At 58.3% G+C, this 24,856-nt stretch carries 21 protein-coding genes; 9 read left to right on the top strand and 12 right to left on the bottom strand.

Annotated elements, in window-relative coordinates; all coding sequences use genetic code 11:
- Positions 1-197: 197 nt before the first annotated feature.
- Positions 198-563 (top strand): PilZ domain-containing protein, encoded by a 366-nt coding sequence (locus HMPREF1487_RS13200; RefSeq protein ID WP_010797157.1) that lies wholly within the window; start codon positions 198-200, stop codon positions 561-563.
- 10 nt (positions 564-573) lie between these two features.
- Here HMPREF1487_RS13200 and radA read toward each other — a convergent pair whose 3' ends face one another.
- The 4 genes from radA to HMPREF1487_RS13180 all read right to left on the bottom strand — a co-directional run bounded on the left by radA (position 574) and on the right by HMPREF1487_RS13180 (position 4,766).
- A complete protein-coding gene (radA, locus tag HMPREF1487_RS13195) occupies positions 574-1,935 on the bottom strand; it encodes a DNA repair protein RadA (protein ID WP_010797156.1) in 1,362 nt (453 codons plus the stop codon).
- A gap of 99 nt (positions 1,936-2,034) precedes the next feature.
- Positions 2,035-2,610 (bottom strand): ankyrin repeat domain-containing protein, encoded by a 576-nt coding sequence (locus tag HMPREF1487_RS13190; protein WP_208859636.1) that lies wholly within the window; start codon positions 2,608-2,610, stop codon positions 2,035-2,037.
- Between the two features lie 208 nt (positions 2,611-2,818).
- Positions 2,819-4,360 carry a catalase gene (locus tag HMPREF1487_RS13185; RefSeq protein WP_010797154.1) on the bottom strand — a complete coding sequence of 514 codons (1,542 nt, stop codon included), beginning with the start codon at positions 4,358-4,360 and terminating at the stop codon, positions 2,819-2,821.
- Between the two features lie 169 nt (positions 4,361-4,529).
- Positions 4,530-4,766 (bottom strand): HP1242/YdcH family protein, encoded by a 237-nt coding sequence (locus HMPREF1487_RS13180; RefSeq protein ID WP_010797153.1) that lies wholly within the window; start codon positions 4,764-4,766, stop codon positions 4,530-4,532.
- 203 nt (positions 4,767-4,969) lie between these two features.
- On the opposite strand from HMPREF1487_RS13180, the gene mscL reads away from it, so the two are divergent.
- Positions 4,970-5,416, top strand: a complete 447-nt coding sequence (gene mscL, locus HMPREF1487_RS13175) for a large-conductance mechanosensitive channel protein MscL (RefSeq protein WP_010797152.1) — start codon at positions 4,970-4,972, stop codon at positions 5,414-5,416.
- Positions 5,417-5,460: 44 nt separating this feature from the next.
- On the opposite strand, the gene HMPREF1487_RS13170 is transcribed toward mscL, so the two are convergent.
- Positions 5,461-6,237: a ferredoxin--NADP reductase gene (locus tag HMPREF1487_RS13170; protein ID WP_010797151.1), complete on the bottom strand. Its 777-nt coding sequence runs from the start codon at positions 6,235-6,237 to the stop codon at positions 5,461-5,463.
- A gap of 97 nt (positions 6,238-6,334) precedes the next feature.
- Positions 6,335-7,096 (bottom strand): 2-dehydro-3-deoxy-D-gluconate 5-dehydrogenase KduD, encoded by a 762-nt coding sequence (gene kduD / locus HMPREF1487_RS13165; protein WP_010797150.1) that lies wholly within the window; start codon positions 7,094-7,096, stop codon positions 6,335-6,337.
- A 173-nt stretch (positions 7,097-7,269) separates the two neighbouring features.
- Here kduD and HMPREF1487_RS13160 point away from each other — a divergent pair, with 173 nt between their 5' ends.
- Together HMPREF1487_RS13160 and cls are read left to right on the top strand one after the other, a co-directional pair.
- Positions 7,270-8,397 carry a methyltransferase gene (locus HMPREF1487_RS13160; protein ID WP_010797149.1) on the top strand — a complete coding sequence of 376 codons (1,128 nt, stop codon included), beginning with the start codon at positions 7,270-7,272 and terminating at the stop codon, positions 8,395-8,397.
- Between the two features lie 184 nt (positions 8,398-8,581).
- Positions 8,582-10,021: a cardiolipin synthase gene (gene cls / locus HMPREF1487_RS13155; RefSeq protein ID WP_037030761.1), complete on the top strand. Its 1,440-nt coding sequence runs from the start codon at positions 8,582-8,584 to the stop codon at positions 10,019-10,021.
- Here cls and glsB read toward each other — a convergent pair.
- The 5 genes from glsB to HMPREF1487_RS13135 all read right to left on the bottom strand — a co-directional run bounded on the left by glsB (position 10,018) and on the right by HMPREF1487_RS13135 (position 14,244).
- Positions 10,018-10,932 (bottom strand): glutaminase B, encoded by a 915-nt coding sequence (gene glsB, locus HMPREF1487_RS13150; protein WP_371106380.1) that lies wholly within the window; start codon positions 10,930-10,932, stop codon positions 10,018-10,020. The genes cls and glsB overlap by 4 nt on opposite strands.
- A gap of 97 nt (positions 10,933-11,029) precedes the next feature.
- On the bottom strand, positions 11,030-11,497 hold the full coding sequence (locus tag HMPREF1487_RS13145; RefSeq protein ID WP_010797146.1) for a nuclear transport factor 2 family protein: 468 nt from the start codon (positions 11,495-11,497) through the stop codon (positions 11,030-11,032).
- 118 nt (positions 11,498-11,615) lie between these two features.
- Entirely contained in the window at positions 11,616-11,774 is a 159-nt protein-coding gene (locus HMPREF1487_RS26785) for a DUF2474 domain-containing protein (RefSeq protein WP_010797145.1), read from the bottom strand.
- 2 nt (positions 11,775-11,776) lie between these two features.
- Positions 11,777-12,802: a cytochrome d ubiquinol oxidase subunit II gene (cydB, locus tag HMPREF1487_RS13140; protein WP_010797144.1), complete on the bottom strand. Its 1,026-nt coding sequence runs from the start codon at positions 12,800-12,802 to the stop codon at positions 11,777-11,779.
- Between the two features lie 2 nt (positions 12,803-12,804).
- Complete coding sequence (locus HMPREF1487_RS13135) at positions 12,805-14,244, bottom strand: cytochrome ubiquinol oxidase subunit I (RefSeq protein WP_010797143.1); 1,440 nt, start codon at positions 14,242-14,244, stop codon at positions 12,805-12,807.
- Positions 14,245-14,587: 343 nt separating this feature from the next.
- Here HMPREF1487_RS13135 and HMPREF1487_RS13130 point away from each other — a divergent pair, with 343 nt between their 5' ends.
- The 5 genes from HMPREF1487_RS13130 (at position 14,588) to HMPREF1487_RS13110 (ending at position 22,260) form a co-directional block, all read left to right on the top strand.
- A complete protein-coding gene (locus HMPREF1487_RS13130; protein WP_037030006.1) occupies positions 14,588-15,814 on the top strand; it encodes an MFS transporter in 1,227 nt (408 codons plus the stop codon).
- Between the two features lie 114 nt (positions 15,815-15,928).
- Positions 15,929-16,732 (top strand): SDR family oxidoreductase, encoded by an 804-nt coding sequence (locus HMPREF1487_RS13125; RefSeq protein ID WP_010797141.1) that lies wholly within the window; start codon positions 15,929-15,931, stop codon positions 16,730-16,732.
- Positions 16,725-18,545, top strand: a complete 1,821-nt coding sequence (locus HMPREF1487_RS13120) for a glycoside hydrolase family 15 protein (RefSeq protein ID WP_010797140.1) — start codon at positions 16,725-16,727, stop codon at positions 18,543-18,545. The genes HMPREF1487_RS13125 and HMPREF1487_RS13120 overlap by 8 nt, the downstream gene beginning before the upstream one ends.
- A 285-nt stretch (positions 18,546-18,830) precedes the next feature.
- Positions 18,831-20,828: a choline BCCT transporter BetT gene (gene betT, locus HMPREF1487_RS13115; protein WP_010797139.1), complete on the top strand. Its 1,998-nt coding sequence runs from the start codon at positions 18,831-18,833 to the stop codon at positions 20,826-20,828.
- 352 nt (positions 20,829-21,180) lie between these two features.
- A complete protein-coding gene (locus HMPREF1487_RS13110) occupies positions 21,181-22,260 on the top strand; it encodes an AbrB family transcriptional regulator (RefSeq protein WP_010797138.1) in 1,080 nt (359 codons plus the stop codon).
- A 17-nt stretch (positions 22,261-22,277) separates the two neighbouring features.
- Here HMPREF1487_RS13110 and hrpB read toward each other — a convergent pair whose 3' ends face one another.
- A complete protein-coding gene (hrpB, locus tag HMPREF1487_RS13105; RefSeq protein ID WP_010797137.1) occupies positions 22,278-24,788 on the bottom strand; it encodes an ATP-dependent helicase HrpB in 2,511 nt (836 codons plus the stop codon).
- Positions 24,789-24,856: the final 68 nt, after the last annotated feature.

The following is a 24,856-nucleotide window of genomic DNA, read 5'->3' as shown; positions in this document are numbered from 1 at the left end:
TATTCATACCGCAGAAGGCAGATGCCGGATAGTCATGCAGACACCCGCTTGCATCAGCAGACCAAGCCCGGACCTTTTGTCGAACAACCTGCCGTTCGTTGACTAAGCTGTAACGCTAAGCGGCAATACTTTAGACGCCGCGCCTTGGGCCGATAGAATGAGGTGAAGTCACCTCTATCGCATTCAGGAGTAGCGACATGACTGATTCAACCGAACGTCGGCGTTTCAAGCGCTTCGCGTTTGACGCCACGGCGCGGATTCAACAGGGCGAACAGCACTGGACAGCGCTGGTCAACGACATTTCCCTGAAGGGATTACTGACACAAAAGCCTGACGACTGGAGCGGCCGTCAGGAGGTGCCCTTCCAGATCGTCATTACACTGGACGCGGAAACACAGGTCGAGATGAGCGCCGAACTGGTACGGCTAGAAGCCGAACAGCTGGGCTTTGCCTGCCAGCAGATCGATCTCGACTCCATCAGCCACCTGCGCCGTCTGGTCGAGCTCAACCTGGGCGACCAGTCCCTGCTTGAGCGCGAACTGGCGGCCCTTGGCAAGGACTGACCCAGGCGGCTTACTCGAATAAGGCATCCAGCGCCTGGTCAAGACGGGTCACTGCGACCACTTCAAGACCAGCGGGTGCCTCCTTGGGCGCATTGCCTTTAGGTACGATGGCGCGCTTGAAGCCATGCTTGGCGGCTTCCTTCAAGCGCTCCTGTCCACTGGGCACTGGACGAATCTCACCCGAAAGACCGATCTCGCCAAAGACCAGCAGGTCGTGGGGCAAGGGGCGGTCACGTAGGCTGGAGATAACCGCTGCCATCAAGGCCAGGTCCACAGCTGTTTCCAACACCTTCACACCGCCAACGACATTTATAAACACGTCCTGGTCATAGGTGGGAATGCCGCCATGGCGGTGCAGTACGGCCAACAGCATGGCCAGACGGTTCTGATCGAGACCGACCGTCACCCGACGCGGGTTGGCCAAGTGACTGGTATCGACCAGCGCCTGCACCTCAACCAGCATTGGTCGAGAGCCTTCCCAAGTCGCCATGACCACACTGCCTGGCACGGCCTCTTGTGCACGGGTCAGAAAAATGGCCGACGGGTTGGATACTTCCTTCAGGCCTTTATCGGTCATTCCGAAAACACCCAGCTCATTTACAGCACCGAAGCGGTTTTTCACTGCCCGAAGCAAACGCAGACGGCCATCCGATTCGCCCTCGAAATACAGAACAGTGTCCACCATGTGCTCAAGCACGCGCGGACCCGCCAGGGCACCTTCCTTCGTCACATGTCCGACCAAAAACACAGCCGTTCCGGTCTGTTTGGCAAAACGCACCAGAAGTGCCGCGCTTTCACGCACCTGGGCAACGCCACCCGGTGCGGATTGGAGATGCTCAGTAAAAATGGTCTGGATGGAGTCCACTACCATGACCCGCGGCTTTTCCTGACGTGCCGTGGCAATGATGCTCTCGATGCTCGTCTCGGTCATGACCTTGAGTTTGTCTTCCGGCAGCCCAAGGCGCCGGGCCCGCATGGCCACCTGTTGCTGGGACTCTTCGCCTGTCACATAAAGTGCTGGCATACGCTCGGCAATGCGGCAAAGCGTCTGTAGCAAAATGGTGGATTTACCAATGCCTGGATCACCGCCGATCAGCACAACCGACCCATCGACCAAGCCACCACCCAATACGCGGTCCAGCTCTGTGGAGTCTGTAGTGAAGCGTGGAGTTTCCTCAACGCTGACCTCGGCCAATGTCTTGAGCACGGTCTGCTGGCCCGCCCAGCCGCCACGGCCGGAGGCACCGGCTGCCGACTCGACAACCGTTTCGACAAGCGTGTTCCAGGCGCCGCACTCGCCACACTGCCCTGCCCATTTGGGAAACGTTGCGCCGCACTCTGTGCAGCCGTACATGCGCTTGGCTTTGGCCATTCCAGGCTCCTGAAAACAAAGCCTGATTATACACCACTGTATGAATTTACAGTTAACTCGATTCGCGTTTCCAGTCCAAGATCTGTTGCAGCGCTAGGGTCAACGGGTCGGGGGCTGGCTGAATTCACCGCGCTTGAGCTTTTCGACATCGTTGCCCATCGCATCCCTGGCATTAAGGTCTGCGCCCTTGGCCGCCAGATCGTCCAGCACACTCTTGCGTTGAAAAAGCGCAGCGTACATGGCGGCCGTCTGGCCGGCATTGTTACGCTGGTCGGGGTTGCACGTGGCCTGAACCAGGCGGTGGGCAATGGTAATCTCCCCTTTGAAGATGGCGCCCATCAATGCGGTATTGCCTCGGTTGTCCTGTATGCAAGGGTCTGCGCCTGCAGCCAGCAGCTGCTCGACGGCTTCCTTGTGGCCATGGTAGGCCGCCAGAATCAAGGCAGTGTAGCCTTTTTCATCCTGGGTATTGAGGTCATAATGAGCCTTGATGAACTCTTCCAGCATCTCCTGACGGCCATCACGGGCCGCATCGAAGAAATAGCTTTTGAGCTGTGCCTTTACCGCGTCGGGTGAGGGCTGATCAGGTGTTTTCGCCTCGACTGCAGCCGGCTCGGCTACCGACGCCTCAGGTGGCGGATCAGCCAATACCAATGTGCTGGTGAGGGAAAGCATCGTAATGCCAAGAAAAAATAAGCGCATAGCGTGTTCTCTCGCGGTCAGGGCTGCCCGTGCGCGAGCGGCATTGGGCATGATCTGGCTTGTGCACTGTCTATGGTTACCCGGCTGGCGTGGACACTCGCCAGGCAATTTGTCAGGCTTGCCTATCCAGGCAGGCAAGCCGACAAGGGAGCACGGGCAGGATTAGCCTGCCCGGAGGACATCAGTCCTTGAGGGTCGCGGCCACTTCCTTGACGCGCTTGAGGTCGCCTTTGGCCACCTTGGTCAAGCCTTCGCCATATTCCGCGTCAGCCTTGTAGAAGTACGCCAGCATCATGTTTTTGCTTTCGTCATCCACAACACGCAGATCACCGCCCAGGCTTTCGATCAGGTCCTGACGCTCCTTCTTGCTGTAGGAGCGATACAGATCACCCGCCTGCTTGAAGTTCTGCTCGCGCTGGATCTTGGCCTGCTGGGTCGTACCGGACAGCGGCAGCTGGCTGTAACGTGCGGAAGTGTCTTCCTCACGCGGCTGCAGGCGGCTCGGCTGGTAGTTCACGGAGGTCGCCGTGTGGCCGATGTTCATCGCTCCGTCCTGGTTGCCGTTGTTCACCTCTACGTGAGGCTTGTTGATCGGCAACTGCAGACCATTGGTGCCAACGCGATAGAGCTGCGTATCGGCGTAGGAGAACACACGCCCCTGAAGCAGACGATCCTCGGAGGGCTCAATGCCAGGCACAACGTTGGCAGGCGCCATGGCAACCTGCTCGGTTTCCTGGAAGAAGTTGTCCGGGTTCTTGTTCAGGACCATCTGACCAATCTTGCGCTCGGGCACGCCCGGCCAGATCTTGGTGGCATCCAGCGGGTCAAAGTCGAACTTGGGCAGATCTTCCGGGTTGAGCACCTGAACGTACAGGTCCCACTTCGGGTAGTCGCCCTTGTCGATGGCGTTGGCCAGATCGCGGGTCAGATGGCTGTAGTCCTTGCTCTGAACTTCGGCCACTTCCTTCGGATCCAGGTTCTTCTTGCCGGACTGCAAGCTCTTCCAGTGGAACTTCACATAGTGAACTTCACCCTTGGCATTGACGAACTTGTAGGCATGTACGCCATTGCCATCCATGGTGCGGTAGCTGGCCGGTGTACCTTCATTGGAGTACAGCTCGGTCAGGGTACGGGTCGCTTCCGGAATGTGAGAGAAGAAGTCGAACGTACGACGCGGGTCATCCAGGTTGGTACGTGGGTCAGGCTTGAACGCATGAACCATGTCCGGGAACTTGATGGCGTCACGGATGAAGAATGTTGGGAAGTTGTTGCCTACCAGATCCCAGTTGCCGTCAGCAGTGTAGAACTTGGTGGCAAAGCCGCGCGGGTCGCGCAGGGTTTCCGGTGAGTGATTACCATGGATCACCGCAGAGAAACGTACGAAGACCGGTGTTTTCTCGCCTGGGCGGAAAACCTTGGCCTTGGTCAGGTCAGAAACGTCGGCCGAGGCGACGAACTCTCCGTGGGCACCCGCGCCACGCGCGTGAACGACACGCTCTGGAATACGCTCACGGTCAAAGCGCTGAAGCTTTTGTACCAGTTGCACGTCCTGCAGGAGCGTCGGGCCTGTGGCTCCAGCGGTCTGGGAGTTCTGGTTGTCTCCGACTGGCGCACCGTTGTCACGCGTCAGGGTACCTGCATAGGCCGCCGAAGCGACTGTGGCAGACAGGATGCCCGCTGCAAGCAGATTCAGGGCATATCCGGAAAAGGTCCGAATGGACATTGTTGGGTTCCTCTCTTTTTTAAGTGCTCTGTTCCAAGCACGTAAAGAGTAAGGAACCCGGACCGCTTCGCTAAATTGAATACCTTTTGTTCCGCTATTAGCAGAATCAATACCCAAGCCAAGCGTTTTAAGTTATGGCCGCTACGCAGGGGCAGCGGCCTAGAGCTGATCAGCTACCTTGCAGCTCGCGTGCGATCTTGTCCTTGATCACGACGCGTTCTCGTCGGCATCGATTCAACTCCTCATCGCCACTGTTCTCGACCATCCCCTCGATTTCCAGGATCTCCTGATCCAGCGCATCGTATTGCTCGATCAGCTTGGCAAATTCCGGATTGTTTTGACGCAGCTCTTCAAACTTCTGAACCTTGTCTGGAAAATCCTTGTGCAAGTTGTGCTCGGCAACCATGTGTGACCTCCTGAGGCAGGTTGAATATCTTGAGCCTTTCAGCCCATCCATATGGTGGACCGCAGCCGTTCGGCAAAGTGCAGCAACGAGAGGCAGCACACTTTTTCAGGAAGCACTTCGAAACAACCAGACGCTTTTGCGGTTCAAAGTGCCCGAGACGTTAGCGATGGCGTCACTACCATTCCACCGCAAAAGGAGTGCTTATGAGCTTTTTCAGCGAATTCAAATCGTTCGCCATGAGGGGCAACGTCGTCGATCTGGCTGTTGGTATCATCATTGGCGGCGCTTTCGGCAAGATCGTGTCGTCATTCGTTGCCGATGTGATCACCCCGCCTCTCGGGATTCTTTTGGGTGGCGTGGACTTTTCGCACCTCGCCATTACGCTGCAGGCTGCCCAAGGCGATAAACCGGCAGTGCTGCTATCTTACGGCAAGTTCCTGCAATCGATCTTCGACTTCATCATCATTGCATTCGCCATTTTCAGCGCCATCAAGGTTCTGAATCGACTGCGCCTGCATGAGGAAAAGAAGGCAGCGGCCGGCCCTACCAAGGATCAAGTACTGCTGACTGAAATTCGCGACCTGCTCAAGGAACAAAGCCAGAAGCCTGAGGCCACCGTCACACGTAATGACCCTCCGACCTCTTCGTGACTGTTCGCTACAAATAGGGCCCTTGCGGGCCCCATCCGCATCTTTTACCAGTAATTTTCTACCGCGATCTGTCCAGGCCGGCGCGTCAGGGCCAGCTGGAAATCACGTGCCTTGAGCACGGCTCGCGTGTCATCCACCATTTCAGGATTACCACAGATCAGGATGCGGGAGTGCTCTGTTGAAAGCTCAAGCCCTGCGGCCTTCTCCAGCTTACCGTTTTCGATCAGGGTCGTGATTCGCCCCCTCAGCGCGCCGGGATGATCCTCACGGGTTACAACAGGAATATAGATCAGCTTCTGTGCAACCCCTTCCAGGTACTCCAGCTCCGCCAGCCCCTTAATCATTTCCTGGTAGGCCAGGTCCTTTGCTTCCCGGACGCTATACACCAGCACGATACGCTCATACCGCTGCCAGACATCCGGCTCCTGAAGCATGGACAGAAACGGTGCCAATCCCGTACCGGTGGATAACAGCCATAAATCGCGTCCGCCGGTAAAGCGCTCCAGGGTGAGATACCCATAGGGCTGCTTTTCCACCAGCAACGTATCACCGGGCTTGAGGCGACTCAGCTCGCTGGTAAAGGCTCCGCCAGGCACGACAATGGAAAAGAATTCCAGAAATTCGTCATGAGGCGCGGAGACCATTGAATAGGCACGCCAGACGATTTCGCCGTCTGCCTTTTCGACACCCAGGCGGGCAAACTGGCCGGCACTGAAGCGAAAGCGCGGATCACGCGTCGTACGCAAGCTGAACAGGCTATCGGCCCAGGGCCACACCTCCGTGATGGTCTGGCGGGTGTATTTCTCGTCACTGGCGGTCATGCTGGGCTACCTCGTTTTCCGGGCCGATATCAGGCCGTCATGAAAACAAGCCCGGCACTGGTTTTCAACGGACAAACTGTAGGTGTAACCGGCCGGACTAACGCGCCAGCCAACCACCGTCCACGGCCAGAGTATGACCGTGGACATAATCCGAGGCAGACGACGCCAGAAACACCACAGGCCCTGCCAGGTCGATTGGCTCGCCCCAGCGACCTGCCGGAATGCGCCCCAGGATTTCTGCGTTGCGCTGCTCATCGGCACGCAAGGCTGCCGTGTTGTTCGTTACCATATAGCCGGGCGCAATGCCATTGACGTTGATACCGTGCTTGGCCCACTCGTTGGCCAGCGCCTTGGTCAGCCCCATTAAGCCACTCTTGGAGGCTGTGTAGGATGGGACACGGATGCCGCCCTGGAAAGACAGCATCGAAGCGATATTGATGATTTTGCCGCCGCCCTGCTGCGCTATGAATTGACGCGCCACGGCTTGAGAAAGAAAGAACACCGTCTTGAGGTTGACGCCCATGACATCATCCCAATCTTTTTCGGTGAAATTCAGTGCATCCTCACGCCGGATCGTTCCGGCATTGTTGACCAGGATATCGATACGACCAAAAGCCTGTAGCGCCTCATCCACAATAAAGGGCACCGCATCCGTGGCGCTGAGATCTGCCCGGATGCTCACGAATCGCCGGCCCTTGGCCTCTACTTCACTTTGCGTCTCATGGGGTTCGCGCCGGCTGATCCCAACAATATCGCAACCGGCACTGGCCAGAGCTACACACATGCTCCTTCCCAATCCGGCATCACACCCGGTGATGATCGCGACCTTGCCTGACAAATCGAATGGGTTAGCCACCATGATGCCTCCTGAGGGGTGGTAAACGCGGGCTGACCTGTCATCCTGAGCCCGCAAAACGTCTGTTCGACCCGCCAGACGCCCGGCGCGTTCAGCCGGCATCCAGAGAAAAGAGCAGCATAAGCAATGCCGCTCCCCTACACTGACGCCTTTGTCGTCAGCTCCGATCTTCTGCCATGGTTCTACTGTCCACACCCTTTGCCCAGCTTGACCTGCACCGCCAGCCACCCCGCCGGGACGATCCGTTACAGGCTTTCGATGCGGCGGATGAATACCTGCTTAATCATCTGGCCGAACAGGGCCTGCCAGACAACGCCCGAATTCTGGTGTTAAACGATAGCTTCGGCGCCCTGGCAGCAAGCCTGGCTGATCAGGGTCACGTTGTTTCCAGTGGAGATTCCCACCTTGCAGCCCTCGCGCTTAACGATAACCTGCAGCGCAACGGACGTGATGGTCGGGTGCTATTCGTGCCATCCAGCGAGCCGGTTAAAGGCCCCTTTGACCTGGTGCTGATCCGTATTCCAAAAACCCTGGCCTTGCTGGAGGAGCAGCTGATTCGCCTGCATGATCAGCTGGCACCGGGTGCGCGAGTCATCGCAGCAGCCATGATCAAGCATCTGCCGCGTGCGGCAGGAGATCTGCTGGAGCGTCATATCGGCAGTGTCCAGGCATCGCTGGCAGTCAAGAAGGCGCGCCTGCTGTTTGCCACCCCCGAACCCAGGGAGCGGATAGCCTCACCCTACCCGACCCGCTACCGACTGGACGACCCAGCGCTGACACTGATCAATCACGCCAACGTGTTCTGCCGAGAAGGGCTCGATATCGGGACACGCGCCTTTCTTCCACATCTGCCTACTGACTTGGGCAATGCACGCGTGGCCGACCTGGGCTGCGGCAATGGCGTATTGGCCATCACCAGTGCACTGACCAATCCCCAAGCGCAGTACACGCTGGTAGATGAGTCCTATATGGCGATCCAGTCGGCACATGAAAACTGGCGTGCCGCCCTGGGTGATCGTCCCGTCACGTTGCGCGCCGATGATGGGCTGGCCAGCCAACCGGCTCGCTCGTTGGATGTAGTCCTATGCAACCCACCGTTTCACCAGCAACAGGTGGTGGGGGACTTTCTGGCCTGGCGGATGTTTCAACAGGCGCGTGCTGCTCTCGACCACCAGGGTGAACTCTGGATCGTCGGCAATCGCCACCTCGGTTATCACCTCAAGCTCAAGCGGCTCTTCAAGCGCGTAGAACAGGTTGCTGCCACCCCGAAATTCGTGGTGCTGCGTGCGGTCGAAGCTAACTGAGCGTGATGCTATGCCCTATGCCAGACCTTATTCAAGCAGGCTGGCATAGCGGGTAACGTGCCTCAGAGCAGTATCCAGACTGGATGATTCCGCCTAGGCTGGGTCGCCACCGTTTTAAGATAGGCGCCAGGTGATGCCTTTTGCCTACTGACAGGACGAATATACGCACCGGATGGGATCTTACGTGCCAGGGTTACCTTTCGATCTTCACATCTTTGCCATTTTGATAGAGATCTGCGGCGTTCTGGCGGCTATCCATGCCGTCATCACCGTTCGTACGGCTCAGGGCGCCATGGCTTGGGCCATTGCATTGGTCTTCATGCCGTTTCTGAGCCTGTTGCCTTATCTGGTTTTTGGTCGGCGTCGTTTCGATGGTTATGTAAAGGCGCGCCGACAGGCCGATGAAGAGATGGCCCGCGTTGCTGCCGAGCTGAACTGGCGCCCGTGGATCGCTGAGGCCCTGGCTGCCCAGCAATGCAGCGCGGCAAACCGCAAGCTCAAAGCCATGACGGCGCTGACCCGCACCCCCTGTGTAGCCAGCAACAAGGTGCGTCTTCTGGTCAACGGATCGGAAACCTTCAGCGCCATTCTGGGCGCTATTCGGGAAGCCCGGCAGGTCGTGCTGGTGCAGTTCTTCATCATTCATGACGACGCTCTTGGCCGGGCACTGCAAAACACGCTGATCGAGCGGGCCAGGGAGGGTGTCGAGGTGTTTCTCCTTTACGATGCCATTGGCAGCCATGCCCTGCCGCGGAGCTACGTGTCAAAGCTTCGTGAGGCAGGCGTGCAGGTCAAGGCATTCAGCAACCGCCGAGGACTGATCAACCGCTTTCAGGTCAACTTCCGCAATCACCGCAAGATCGTTGTGGTGGATGGTGAAGTAGGATTTGTCGGCGGACACAACGTGGGTGAGGAATACCTGGGGCACAAGCCACCGTTGGCTCCCTGGCGTGACACCCATATCGAAATTCGTGGGCCCGCTCTGGCGACCCTGCAGGAAACCTTTGCCCAGGACTGGTTCTGGGTGACCAAAAAGCTTCCAACCCTGGTGCTGCCTGAACGTTATGAGGATGGCGGCATGCTGTGCCAGGTGGTTGCCAGCGGTCCGGCGGACGATCAGGAGACCTGCTCGCTGTTTTTTGTCGAGGCGATTCACTCGGCGCAGCGGCGAATCTGGATCACAACGCCCTACTTCATCCCTGATGAGGCCGTCTCAGCCGCACTGCACTTGGCCGCTCTACGCGGCGTCGATGTGCGCATCCTTCTGCCGTCACGCCCGGATCACAAGGTCGTGTACGCCGCATCCTACCTATATGCCTTCAAGGCGGTGGATGCGGGCATTCGAGTCTTCAGTTATCAACCAGGCTTTCTACATCAGAAGGTGGTGCTGATCGATGAAGAGGTTTCCGCCATCGGTAGCGCCAATCTGGATAATCGCTCGTTCCGGCTGAATTTCGAGATCATGGTCATGACCGTGGATACTGACTTCGCCTGGGAAGTGCGCTCGATGTTGGAAGTCGACTTCTCCAAGTCGGTCGAGCTAACGCCCAAGGACAATGCCAATGTTCGGCGCCTGCACAAGGCAGCCATGCGGGTAGCCCGACTGTTCTCGCCGGTCCTTTAGCCCAGTGGAGCGACACCCAGGCCATCCACGAGTCGCTCCAGGGCACGCAGACCGGCAACGGAATTGCCGTAGCTGTCCAGGCGGGGCGACCAGACGCAAATGCTCATGCGGCCGGGAACGATGGCCACAATACCGCCACCCACGCCGCTCTTGCCGGGCAGCCCGACGCGCCAGGCAAAATCCCCCGCGGCGTCATACAGGCCGCACGTCAACAGTAATGCGTTGAGCTGCCGCGTCTGCTGAGGCGACAATACCTCGCTCCCATCGTGGGGATTGATGCCCCGGTGAGCCAGAAAGGCGAACGCGCGGGCTACATCCACACAGCTCATGGACAGCGCACAGCCATGGAAATAGGTTTCCAGCACCTCATCTACTTCGCCATGCAGGTTTCCATAAGCCTTCATGAGGTAGGCCAGTGCAGCGTTACGCGCCTTGTGATCCATCTCTGAACGCGCCACCCGCGTATCGAAGTTGATGGTCGGATTGGCACTTAACCGCCGCGCCTGTTCGCGCATCAGGTATTGGATGGACATGATGCGCGACACCAGGATATCGGTTACCAGCAACGCACCGGCATTGATGAAGGGATTGCGCGGGACGCCCCGCTCCACTTCCAGCTGTACGATGGAGTTGAACGCCTGACCGGAGGGCTCCCGGCCTACACGCGTCCAGATGTCCTCTTCCGGCAGCCGCTGCATGGCAATGACCAGGTTGAGCACCTTGGAAATGGACTGGATGGAAAACGGTGTATCCCCTGCCCCCGCCTGGAAGACTCGACCCTCTACATCGCATAGGGCAATCCCGAATTGATCGGGTTCTACCTGGGCCAGTGCCGGGATATAGTCAGCAACCTTGCCTTCTCCCATGTCTTGCCGTGCCTCCTGGGCAACACGATCAAGCAGGGTTTGCAGGACTTCAGGGGAGCATGTCTCGGGCATGGGCGGCTTCGCTGCTTACAAAGGAGTGCCAGTGTAAGAAAGCGCAGCCGCAACGCCTAGTGATCTGTCGTTAAAGTCCCAAATCACTCAGTCCTGGATGATCATCCGGTCGACGTCCCTGCGGCCAGCGGAACAGGCGCTCGGCCTCGGTGATCGGCAGATCGTTGATGCTGGCATGCCGCTCCACCATGAGCCCTTGCTCATTGAACGCCCAGTTCTCATTGCCATAGGCGCGAAACCAGTTGCCGGAATCGTCATGCCATTCATAGGCGAAGCGTACGGCGATCCGGTTGCCCTCATGGGCCCATAGCTCCTTGATCAGCCGGTAATCAAGCTCGCGCTGCCACTTGCGCGTGAGAAAATCCACGATGGCTTCGCGTCCCTTGATGAACTCGGCCCGGTTACGCCAGACACTGTCGTTGCTATAGGCCTGTGCAACCTTGTGGGGATCGCGGCCATTCCAGCCATCTTCCGCTGCGCGGACCTTTTGGCGTGCAGTTTCCTGCGTAAAGGGTGGCAATGGGGGTCTGCTTTCCATGGACGTGTCTCCAAAACGGTAAGACAGATAGCGTAGATGAAAGCCTACCGTGCAAGCGGACAATCTGCCTGGAGAAACGGACAAAATAAGACCCCGGCGAGTGCCGGGGTCTGGTGTATCAGGATTTAAGGCCGGCGGCAGTCATGACCAGCCGCAGCCCGTAGGACACAATGCCCAGGGCCACGATACTGCAGGCCCAAATCAGGACCATCCAGCCGAGACGCTTGATCAGCGGTTGGTTGTCAGCTGGATTGGGTTCACGCTCTTTGCCGGCCATGATCAATGATACCCCTCGCCTGTACGAACCTTACCGCGGAACACGTAGTAGCCCCACGCCGTGTACATCAATGTGATCGGGATGATGAACAGCGTACCGATGAGCAGGAACAGCTGGCTCTGCGGTGGCGACGAGGCTTCCCAGATCGAAATCGCCGGCGGGATGATGTTCGGCCACAGGCTGATGCCCAGGCCGCTATAGCCCAGGAAGATTAGGATCAGCGTTAGTACGAAGGGAGATACATGAGCCTCTTCCTTCAGGATCGCGCGCAGCAGGAACACGACTGTTACCAGCACGAGAATTGGCACAGGCAGGAACCAGAACAGGTTCGGCATGGTGAACCAGCGCTGGGAGATGGCGTCATGGGACAGCGGCGTCCACAGGCTGACGGCTACTATGAACAGCAGCAACAACAGCACCAGCGGCTTGGTCATGCGACGCATGGAAGCCTGTAGCGGGCCTTCGGTTTTCATGATCAGCCAAGTACTGCCCAGCAGTGCGTAGGCAGCGATCAGGCCAAAACCACAGAACACCGAAAAAGGCGTCAGCCAGTCCAGCGAGCCACCGGCATACTGACGATTCTCCACATGGAAACCGTCGATGAAGGCACCCAGCGCGACCCCCTGACAGAAGGTTGCCAAGAGCGAGCCGAAGATAAAGGACTTGTCCCAGAGCCCTTCTTTGCCTTCCTGCACCTTGAAGCGGAACTCAAAGGCTACGCCACGGAAGATCAGGCCGATCAACATGAAGATCAGCGGCAGGTAGAGGGCCGGCAGAATGACGCCATATGCGAGCGGGAAGGCGCCGTACAACCCGGCCCCTCCCAACACCAGCCAGGTTTCGTTGCCGTCCCAGATCGGAGCCACGGTGTTCATCATGACATCGCGCTCTTCCTTGCCCTTCACGAAGGGGAAGAGAATGCCAATCCCCAGATCGAAGCCGTCCATGACTACGTACATCATCAGGCTGAAAATGATGACCACCGCCCAGATCAGCGCGAGGTCAATACCAACAATTCCAGAAGCCATGTTCAGTGCCCCGTCAGTTGATCATGGGAATGAGCCTTTTCGGTACCTTCATCAGTAGCCGAAAGGGGGCGCTTCGGATGACGATCGTGTCCCGGTCCACCCTGGGTAGGAAGGTCGCCTTCACCGGTATGTGGTCCCTTGCCAATCATGCGCAGCGCATAGACCGTACCAATACCAAAGACCGCGAAATACACAATTACGAAGCTGACCAAGGTGATGCTCAGTTGCGTCACGCTGTGATTGGCTACACCATCCTTGGTACGCAAGAGGCCATATACGATCCAGGGCTGACGACCCACTTCGGTGGTAAACCAGCCTGCCAGCAGAGCAATCAGACCAGCCGGCCCCATGCACATGATCAGGCGCAGGAAGGCCTTGGTTTCATACAGCTTGTGTCTCCAGCGCAGGAACAGGCTCCACACACCGGCAGCAATCATGAGCAGCCCCAGAGCCACCATGATGCGGAATGACCAGAACACCACATACGCCGGTGGACGATCCTCTTTCGGGAAGTCCTTGAGTGCGGGAATCTGCTCGGTAAAGCTGTGCGTGAGGATCAAGCTGCCCAGCACAGGAATCTCGACCTTGAAGCGGGTTTCCTCACGCTCCATATCCGGCAGACCGAACAGAATCAGCGGCGTTGCCTCACCGGGCGGATTCTCCCAGTGGCCTTCGATCGCCGCGATCTTGGCTGGCTGGTGCTCCAGTGTGTTCAAACCGTGGGCATCCCCTACGAACGCCTGGATCGGCGCCACGAACAGGGCCATCCACATGGCCATGGAGAACATCTTGCGAATGGCCGGGTTATTGTTCCCACGCAACAGGTGCCAGGCCGCCGATGCGCCGACCAGGAAGGCCACCGACAGGTAGGCCGCGATGGTCATGTGCGCCCAGCGGAAGGGGAACGACGGGTTGAAGATTACTTCCAGCCAATGGACTGGCACTACGCGGCCATCGACAATCTCGTACCCAGCCGGGGTATGCATCCAGCTGTTCGAGGACAAAATCCAGAACGTGGACATCAGGGTGCCAATCGCCACCATGATAGTGGACAAAAAGTGCAACCCACGTCCTACGCGGTTCCAGCCAAACAGCATGACCCCGAGAAAACCCGCTTCGATAAAGAAGGCGGTCAGCACCTCGTAGGTCAAGAGCGGACCCGTTACGGCACCGGCGAAGTCGACAAAGCCGCTCCAGTTGGTACCGAACTCATACGCCATGACCAGTCCGGACACTACACCCATTCCAAAGAAGACCGCGAAGATCTTCAACCAGAAGTGGTACAGGTCCTTATAGGTAGAGTCGTTGGTTTTGAGCCACAGTCCTTCGAGAACGGCTAGAAAGCTCGCCATTCCGATAGACAAGGCAGGGAAGATAATGTGGAACGAGACGGTGAATGCAAACTGGATCCTCGCAAGATCCAGAGCCTCCAAGCCGAACATAGGCGGTCCTCTTCAGGCAGCCGGTGCGTTTATCACGCAGGCGGTCAATAACGTTAAGCAAATCACAAGGCAATGTTTCGAGCGCTTGCGTGCTCAATTCGTTCTAACGGAACGCTTGAAAGGTGGTCCGACTATCGCATTTTAAGCCGCAAGGCTCTGACGTAGGTCAACGTCTGGATTCATTCTAGACCTCTAAAACGCAGTGGGGTCCGTGGTCAGATGTCGCGCGTCAAGGTGGCGCACACAACTTGTTACCCACCAAGTGTTTCAGAATATATCTCTGATCAGTGCACAAAAACCGCTTGCCGAGACTATGATGAGAGACCTCTCGAAGAGCCCCATCATGACCTCAGCCCCTTTATATTTGCGTCATCATCGACCCTTTCTGGCGTTCTGGTTTGCCCGCGTCTGTACCGCCAGCAGCTTTCAGATGCTCACCGTAGCCATTGGCTGGCACATCTATTCACTGACGCATAATGTGCTCGACCTGGGCCTGGTCGGCCTGGTGGAATTCCTGCCGCGTCTGTTCTTCATGTTGTATACAGGGCATGTGGCGGACCGCTACGACCGACGTAAGGTAGCCGCACTCTGCCAGACAGGTCAGGCCCTTACCGCACTGGTGCTGGTCTATGGCAGCCTGACCGACAATGTGACTCGTGAGCTGATCTTTATCCTGGCCTTCATGCTGGGCACCTGCCGGGCCTTCGAAATGCCAGCGACCCAGGCGCTTTTGCCCAACATCGTCCCCGCCTCGCTATTTCCCCGGGCCGTTGCGGCCTCAGCCTCCGCCATGCAGGGTGCGACAATCGTGGCGCCAGCGTTGGGTGGTTTTCTGTACGCCTTGGGTGCCTTCTGGGTCTATGCACCGGCAACGGCCCTGTATGGTGTGGCAATTCTCCTCGTGCTGAGCCTGCCTGCGCGTGAACAGCAACCGCGTAAGGAAAAGGCCAGTCTGGATTCGCTACTGGCCGGGATTCGCTTCATTCGCAGCCGCCGCGATATTTTCGGCGCCATTTCCCTGGATCTTTTTGCCGTTCTGCTGGGCGGCGCAACGGCACTGTTACCCGTGTTTGCCCGGGATATTCTGATGACCGGTCCCTGGGGGCTGGGCCTGTTGCGCTCAGCACCCGCCGTGGGCGCCCTGCTGATGTCGTTTTGGCTCGCGCGCTTTCCCATCGAGCGAAACGTCGGACGCATCATGTTTATCTCGGTAGGTGTGTTTGGCGTGGCAACCATCGCCTTTGGTCTTTCCACCTCGTTCTGGTTCAGCCTGGCCGTGCTGGCGGTTCTGGGTGCGGCTGACATGATCAGCATGGTCATTCGCGGCGCCTTTGTGCAACTGGAGACGCCGGATGAAATGCGCGGCCGCGTCAGTGCCGTCAACGGCCTGTTCATCGGTGCCTCAAACCAACTAGGCGAGTTCGAGTCCGGTGTAACGGCAGCCTGGCTGGGCACAGTGCAAGCGGTCGTGCTGGGCGGCGCAGGAACGCTGATCGTGACAGGCCTTTGGATCAAGCTCTTCCCTACCCTCGCCAAACGCGACCACTTGCATACCCTGAAACACAGCTGATCTGCTGGAGGGCTGCTTGCGGGTCGGCAGGCAGCCCTTTACCCCTCTGAACTCTCGCATGCCGCCAACGGTCAGGTGACAAGGACTTTTCACCGAATTGCTTGAGGGTTTGCCATGAAAATTTCACTCGATGGCCAGGTTGCACTGGTCACCGGCGGCAGTTCAGGGATCGGCGCCGCATCAGCCAAGGCCTTGGCTCAGGTAGGCGCAGCCGTTGTCATCAATTACCACTCCAATGCCGAGCCGGCTGAACAGCTTGCGGATGAAATCAAGGCGGCCGGCGGTCGGGCCATTGCCGTGGGTGCTGATGTCGGTGATGAGCAGGCCGTCGAACAGCTCTTTGCCAAGACGATCGAAGCCTTTGGCCGTCTGGACATCCTGGTGGCCAACTCCGGACTTCAGCGCGATGCACCCTCCCATGAGATGACCCTCAAGGATTGGAACATGGTCATCCAGACCAACCTGACCGGCCAATTCCTTTGCGCACGTGCCGCCATCCAGCAATTTCTGAAGCAAGGCGTTAATGCCGAACTGTCACGCGCGGCGGGCAAAATCATTCACATGAGCTCGGTACATGAGGTCATTCCGTGGGCAGGTCATGTCAATTACGCGGCCTCCAAGGGTGGGGTCAGCCTGATGATGAAAACCCTGGCTCAGGAAGTGGCCGAAAAGCGCATCCGCATCAACAGTATTGCGCCGGGTGCTATCGCTACGGCCATCAATGAAGACGTGACTGGCAACGAGGAAGGTCGCCGCGAGTTGCTCAAGCTGATCCCCTACAAGCGTGTCGGGGATGTGGAGGACATTGGTAATGCCGTCGTCTGGCTGGCATCCGACCTGTCTGACTACGTGGTAGGTACCACCCTCTTTGTCGATGGCGGCATGTGTCTGTATCCAGGATTCCAGGACAATGGTTGATCACAACGCCGGAATCCGGTCCATCGATGCCCATGGAGTCATCGGCGACATGCGTACCTGCGCGCTGGTCGCCGATGACGGCAGCATCGACTATTTCTGCTGGCCTGACCTAGATAGCCCCTCGGTTTTTACCGCCTTGCTCAATGGTGACGAGGCCGGACTGTTCACGATTGCACCCGACCGCCCTAATGCCAGGCGGCAACAGATCTACCTCCCCGACAGTAACGTCTTGCAGACCCGCTGGCTTGATGACGACGGCGCCGTCGAGTTGACCGACTGGATGCCCATCCTGACGGAAGAGAACACCATGCCCCGTCTGGTGCGGAGGGTTTATGCCGTCAAAGGCGACTCGCGCATTTGTCTGAAGTGTTCACCGCGGCTTGATTACGCCCGGGCTGAAACCAGGGCTACGGTAGAGCATGGCAGCATTGTGTTTCAGGCCGAGGGCCAGCGCAGTATGCGCTTGGCCGGTTCCGAGACGCTTACGCTCGACGGGAATACGGCCGTAGCGGACTTCACCCTCAAGGAAGGAGAAAGCGCGACATTCGTCTTTGGCTGCGCCGAAGATCGACAGGTCATGGAAGAAGATCTTGATCTCTGCCTGAAGCATACACTCAGGTTCTGGCAGCGATGGGCTCGTCAAAGCAACTATACCGGCCGCTGGCGGGAAATGGTCTCGCGCTCGGCTCTGGTGCTCAAGCTTCTGGTCTCGCAGCAGCACGGTTCCATTGCTGCTGCGGCAACCTTCAGCCTGCCGGAAACACCAGGTGGCGAGCGAAATTGGGATTACCGGGCTACCTGGATACGGGACGCCTCGTTTACCGTCTATGCTTTCATGCGCCTGGGATACACCGACGAAGCCAACCACTTCATGAGCTGGGTGGGCGACTGTATCGAGCGCAGCAGCGATCTGCCGCAAAAGCTTCAGATCATGTATCGCCTCGATGGTGGACGGGAACTGCCCGAACAGGAACTGGACCACCTGAGCGGCCACGGCGGGGCAAAGCCTGTGCGTATCGGCAACGATGCATTCGGACAGGTTCAGCTCGACATCTATGGCGAGCTGATGGATGCCGTCTACCTGTCAAACAAGTACGGCCAGGCCATATCACACCGCGGTTGGAAACATGTTGTCAGTATCATCGATTATGTCTGCAATCATTGGCAGACCAAGGATGCCGGCATCTGGGAAATTCGTGATGAGCCCAAGCACTTCCTACACTCGCGCTTGATGTGCTGGGTTGCCATTGACCGAGCCATTCGCCTGGCACAGAAGCGTTCCCTTGCCATGCCCTATGAACGATGGCTCAAGGCACGGGGCGATATTCAGGAAGATATCTGGACCCACTTCTGGAACAAGAAAAAAGGTCATTTCACAGCCATTCTGGGCCAGGATACGTTGGACGCATCTCTTCTCCTGATGCCCTTGCTGCGCTTTGTCAGCGCAACAGACCCGGCGTGGCTGGCAACTCTAGATGCCATCAAGGAACGTCTGGTCTGCGATGGTATGGTCAAGCGCTACGATCAGTCTGAAATGTCCGATGGACTCTCGGGTGAAGAGGGCTCCTTTACGGCCTGCTCATTCTGGTATGTGGAGTGCCTGGCGCGGGCCGGCAGGATAGACGAGGCGCATATGGAGTTTGAAAAACTCATGAAATACGCAAGCCCTGTGGGACTCTTTGCCGAGGAGCTTGACGCCCGTGGACGTCACCTGGGCAATACTCCTCAGGCCCTGACCCATCTGGCCCTGATCAGCGCCGCCTACTTCCTGAACCGCAAACTCTCCGGCAGTGATACCCAATGGCAACCGTAGCAGGCCTGCTTCCGCTCTGACTCAGGCCCTTCGGTTTCGCCCCTCCTCGACCGACTATAGCAAAATGACATATGGAGGCGATTCAAGCTCCGCTTGAACGTCTTTTCGTGTTATCTTTTTATATTGAACGATCAATTAATAAAAAATGACTACAAACGACGGGCAAGGAATGTCCCCTTTTCGAATCACCTTGAGCTACTAGCCCGACAGCATCGCGAGTGACCGGAAACCCGCGACTCGACTGTACGGACTCTTTGGCACCTGCCCTATAGGAGAACATGCTCCATGAGCAGCACGACCCCATCCGGTAACGTACGACTCAATCCGCCCGCCTTTTACAGCGCGGCCACAGCAATCCTGGTCTTTGCTCTGGTGGTAATCGCCTTTCCCGAGCGCGCCGGAGCCTGGCTGCTGGAAGCTCAGACATGGGCCTCACAGACGGTAGGCTGGTACTACCTACTGGCCATGACGCTTTATCTGGTCTTTGTCATCGTCACGGCCCTTTCAGGGTACGGCAAGATCAAGCTTGGCGCCGATCACGATCAGCCTGAGTTCAGTTACCTTTCATGGGCCGGCATGCTATTCGCAGCCGGTATCAGTATTACCCTGTTCTTTTTCTGCGTGTCAGAACCCCTGACGCATTTCATGCATCCCCCTCAAGGCGAAGGCGGCACGCAGGCTGCTGCACGTCAGGCCATGCAACTGCTCTTTCTGCACTGGGGACTGCATGGTTGGGGGGTCTTTGCACTCGTTGCCATGGCATTGGCCTATTTCGCCTATCGCCATAACCTGCCCTTGGCCTTACGTTCAGCGCTATACCCGCTGATCGGCAAGCGCATCAACGGCCCTATTGGCCATGCGGTAGATTGCTTTGGTATCATTGCCACCGTTTTCGGCCTGGGCGCCGATATGGGCTTTGGTGTGCTTCAGCTCAACTCGGGCCTGGACTATCTGTTCGGTGTACCCCATACCCAATGGGTACAAGCCCTGCTGATTGCCGTGATGATGGGAGCCGCCATTCTTGTTGCCGTATCAGGTGTGGACAAGGGTGTGCGTGTCATGTCCGATATCAACATGCTCCTGGCGGTCGGTCTGCTGTTGTTTGTCCTGTTTGCCGGGCCGACCCAGCACCTGCTCAATACGCTGATCCAGAACATCGGCGATTATCTGGGCGCTGTTCCCACCAAGAGCTTTGACCTTTATGCCTATGACAAACCGTCCGACTGGCTGGGCGGCTGGACCGTATTCTATTGGGCCTGGTGGATCGCATGGGCACCCTTTGTAGGCCTGTTCATTGCGCGAATTTCCCGTGGTCGTACCATTCGTGAATTCGTCTTTGGCGTACTGTTCATTCCGCTTGGCTTTACCCTCGCGTGGTTGTCCATCTTTGGTAATAGCGCGCTGGATCAGGTGCTAAACCACAACCTGACCAGCCTGGCCGAAACGGCTATTCGCGAGCCGTCCATGGCGCTCTATCACCTCCTGGAAACGTATCCTGCCAGCCGTATTGTCATTGCGGTGGCGGTATTCGTAAGCTTTGTGTTCTTCGTGACATCGGCGGATTCGGGCACTGTGGTGCTGTCGACCCTGTCCTCGACAGGCGGCGAAGCGGACGAAGACGGTCCCAAGTGGCTGCGCGTCTTCTGGGGAACGGCTACTGCCCTTGTCACCGGTGGTCTGCTGGTCGCCGGTAGCATGGATGCACTAAAGTCTGCGGTGGTCCTGACCTCCCTGCCCTTCTCGCTAGTAACCCTGCTAATGATGTGGGGTCTGCACAAGGCGTTCTACACCGAATCGCAGCGGCAACGGGCACGATCACATTCTCTGGCCCCGGTATCCCAGGCCAACCCACGCCGCAGCGGTGGCTGGCGTCAGCGCCTTGCCAAGGCTGTTCACTTCCCGTCGCGCGATGAGGTCTATCGGGTAATGGACACCATTGTTCGCCCGGCGATTGAGGAAGTGGCCGAGGTATTCCGGGAAAAAGGACTGGCCGTACAGACCGAGCTTGATCCTACCAATGCCAACCTGAGCCTTGAGGTTGGTCATGGCGAACAGCATCCCTTTATCTATCGGGTCATCATGCAGGGGTATTTCACACCGAGCTTTGCCCGAGCTGGTATGGGCGGGCTGCACCTGAAAAACCGCCGCTACTACCGTGCAGAGGTCTATCTGGCTGAGGGCAGCCAGGATTATGACCTGGTGGGCTACACCAAGGAGCAAATCATCAACGACATGCTCGACCAGTACGAGCGACACCTGCAGTTCCTGCACCTGGTCCGCTGACCTCAACTTACCCGGGCCGTCACTTGGCGGCCTGGGTGAATACCGGGGTTGCCCTTCTGGGCATGGCAGTGGTGAATGATGCTTCTTGCCCCGAATGCTGTTAGCAAGAACGGCTCGAACAGCCGAGGCATAAAGATCCGGGAGAATGCCTTGTTTCGTGGTCGTAACGCCCTCCCCACAAGGAATAACCCAAATACATCCGGCAATGCCTGCGATTGCTTCAGGACTGCCATTACGATTCGTGATCGTTTCGTTAGTTATCTTACTATCAAACTTTAGATGGAAGGCGCGTATAATAAGGCTATAGCGCGGCTACGCCGTCTGTGGCTGCCACCTCTTGAGGAGGACGTCATTGCCTCACGCCCCTGTTTCATCTGCAGCACCGCCATCACGACATCCTGCCCTGCAGTGGGCTGCCCTGATTGTTGTATCCAGTCTGGCTTCCTTTTGCCTTGATCGTGCCGGTATCCCTGCGGCCATGTTCCTAGGGCCCATGCTGGTCGCCATCTGCTTTGGCGTCAAAGGGGCCACGATCCGTCTACCCAAACCACTGTTCCAGCTAAGCCAGGGCGTGGTGGGCTGTCTGATCGCCCACTCCATGACAGCGGCCGTTCTGCTTATGGTCGCTACGCACTGGCCGGTCATGCTGCTGGCCACTGCCATTACCGTTCTGCTCAGCGTACTGGTGGGTGTCATCCTGGTTCGCTTCGGCGGTTTACCCGGCTCCACCGCCGCCTGGGGTACTACGCCCGGCGCGGCCTCCGCCATGGTTGCCATGGCGGAAGAATACGGGGCGGACTCTCGCATCGTGGCAACCATGCAGTATGTACGTGTTGTTTGTGTGGTCGTGATCAGTGCCCTGGTTGGCCGCTTTTTAGGGGCTGAAGGTACAGGAGCAGCCTCTCACTCGGCCGCGATCACCTTTGACTGGAACACCCTGCAGTCATTTGGAATTACGCTGGCCGTCGTGGTGGTAGGTGTCTGGTTAGGCAAGCGCCTGCCGGCTGGCGCTTTGATGGTGCCTATTGCATTGGGCACCATATTGCAGCTCAACGGTTGGGTAACCATTACCCTTCCCCATTGGTTGCTGGCCATCGCGTTTGGCTCGATGGGCTGCTATGTAGGCTTGCGGTTCGATAAAACCACGGTGCGCTATGTCACCCGAGCCTTGCCCAAGATGATCATGGCCTCGCTGATGTTGATCGCCATGTGCGCTCTTTCGGCCCTCTTCCTGGCTCATCTAATGAACAAGGACTTTTTGTCCGCCTACCTTGCAACCAGTCCTGGCGGCCTAGACTCGATGGCGATCATCGCCGTGGACAGCCATGCGGACGTCGGGCTGGTACTGGCCATGCAGGCCTTGCGCTTGATTGGCGTGATCGCATCCGGGCCGTTCCTGGCCAAACAGATCGCCCGCGTGGCGCGAGTCTGATCTGTAAAGCCTCGACACTAACGCCGAGGCTTGGCCCGTGCAGTCGCCTCCGCAACGAGCGGGTCATCCGGCCAATAGTGCTTTGGATAGCGGCCTTTCAGATCCTTCTTTACCTCGGCATAGGTGCTGCGCCAGAAGTTAGCCAGATCCTGGGTAACCTGCACCGGGCGCTGCGCAGGGGACAGCAGGTGCAGCTTTACAGCAAGCCGTCCGCCGGCGATCCGAGGGGTGTCGGCCAGGCCGAACATCTCCTGCAACCTGACGGCCAGCACGGGCGGCTCCTCGGTGTAGTCCAGGCGGATACGGGAACCTGAAGGTACCTCTATCGAGCGGGGCGCCAACTCGTCCAGGCGGCTTGGTAGCGGCCAGGGTAACAAGCCCTGCAGGATGGCGCCCAGATCGAGCTGAGCGAAATGGGACAGGCGAGTCACCCGCCCCAGATACAGTAGCAGCCAGTTCTCCAGCGTTGCCAGTAGTGCCGTGTCGGTCACGTCAGGCCACTCGCTGAGACCGCCCTGCTCCAGGTCCAGCCGCCGCAGAAGCATGACCCGTGCCTGCCACTGGCGCAGCTCCGGTGTCCAGGGCAGGAGTTCAAGCCCTTTACGCCTGACTAGCCCCAGTAATGCCCGGCTGCGCGCGTCATCACTTAGCGAACTCAATGGCTCACGAGCAAGGATCAGCTCACCGGCTCGGACCTGCCGTTCGGCGCGCAGTACGCCCTCCCGCTCGTCCCAGTCCACCTCCTCATGGGTCGATACCTGCTCGGCCAGGGGCCCTTCAAACAAGGCAGGATCAAGCTCGGCAGCCAGATAGATACGCTCTTCACGCTGCCCTTGTCGGCTCCCAAGATCGGCAATCACCAACCACGGTGATTTCATCAGCGAATCGACATCGGCAAACAGTGCCGCACGGCCATTGGCCAGCCGATATTCTGCACCGCCGGATCGGCGCTGGTGTGCGATCCGCTCCGGATAAGCAAAAGCCAGCAGACACCCTACCCAGCGTGGATGATCCGGATCGCTCACAGGCATTTCGGAAGCGCCACGCAGCAAGCCCTTGAATTGTCTTGCCAGCTGGCGAATGCGCGCAATACCGCCTCGCGGCCCTTTCCCTTCGCCTGCCAGCAGCGCAAGGCGAGTTTGTATATCCGCACCCTCGCCACGCACGATATCCCGTTCGGACAAAATAGCCGCCAGATCACACGCCAATGGCGCCAACCCCAGGGCCTGTCCCCGAAGCAGAAGATGAGCCAGTCGCGGATGAGCCGGCAGGGTGCTCATGGCCTGTCCATGGGCTGTCAGGGCCGTTCGATCAGCCTTGAGCGCACCCAGACGCACAAGCAGATTCTGAGCCTGTGCTTGGGCCGCAGCAGGAGGTTTATCCAACCAGACCAGCTCATCTGCAACAGCGCCCCAGCGCGCCAGCTGAAGCGCAAGCCCTGCCAGATCAGCCTGCAGAATTTCCGGTGAATCATAGGCGGGTAGCTGGTCATGCTGCGTCTCCGACCACAAGCGATAGCACACCCCTGGCTCCAGGCGCCCCGCCCGTCCCGCTCGCTGGGTGGCCGAGGCGCGAGAGATGCGTCGCGTCGCTAGCCGCGTCATGCCACTGCCGGGATCAAAGGCGGGCTCCCGGGCAAGTCCGGCATCTATCACCACCCGAACGCCTTCGATGGTAAGACTGGTTTCGGCGATATTGGTCGCCAGCACAATCTTGCGAATACCGGCCGGTGCCGGCTCAATCGCTGCTCTCTGGGCAGCCAGATCAAGCTCACCGTAGAGCGGCGCGATCCGGATATCCACCCTGCCAGCCAGCGCATCATCCAGCAACTCATGAACCCGCCGGATTTCAGCCTGCCCCGGCAAAAAGACGAGCAGGCTTCCGTCCTGCTCATCCAGTGCCTGCTGGATGGTTTGAACAACCCTGGGCTCCAGGCGCTCGTCCGTCGAAGTGGGCCGCCCCCATTTGATCTCCACCGGAAACATGCGCCCCTCGCTGCGCACCACCGGAGCCCCTTGCAGCAAGGCCGAAAGCCGCTCACCCTCAAGGGTTGCGGACATGACCAGGACCTTGAGCGGAGTGTCACGCAAGAGCTCACGCCCATTCAGAGTGAGTGCCAGCGCCAAATCGGCATCCAGGCTTCGCTCGTGAAATTCGTCGAAAATGACCAAGCCAACGCCTTCGAGGGCAGGATCATCCTGCAGGCGACGCGCAAGGATACCTTCCGTAACGACCTCGATCCGTGTCCTGGGCCCTACCTTGCTCTCCAGGCGAATGCGGTACCCCACCGTCTCGCCCACGGGTTCGCCATACTCGGCTGCCAGCCGCTCCGCCGCTGCCCGAGCGGCCAAGCGCCGTGGTTCCAGCATGAGAATCCGCTGACCCGCTAGCCAGGGCTCATCCAGCAGCGCCAGCGGTACACGTGTGGTCTTGCCTGCACCTGGAGGTGCCTCCAGCACAACTTCGTCGCGCTCGACCAGGGCGGCGCGCAGGGTAGGCAATACGGTATCGATGGGTAATGGCGTCATTCTGCTGTGCACGTGGTCATATACGGTGGCTGCTGATTATAACGACTCCAGCGGCCCGCTTCCGGCCT

The organism is Pseudomonas sp. HPB0071 (assembly GCF_000478505.2).
Taxonomy (GTDB): domain Bacteria; phylum Pseudomonadota; class Gammaproteobacteria; order Pseudomonadales; family Pseudomonadaceae; genus Chryseomonas; species Chryseomonas luteola.
This window is presented reverse-complemented; position numbering and strand designations above follow the sequence as displayed.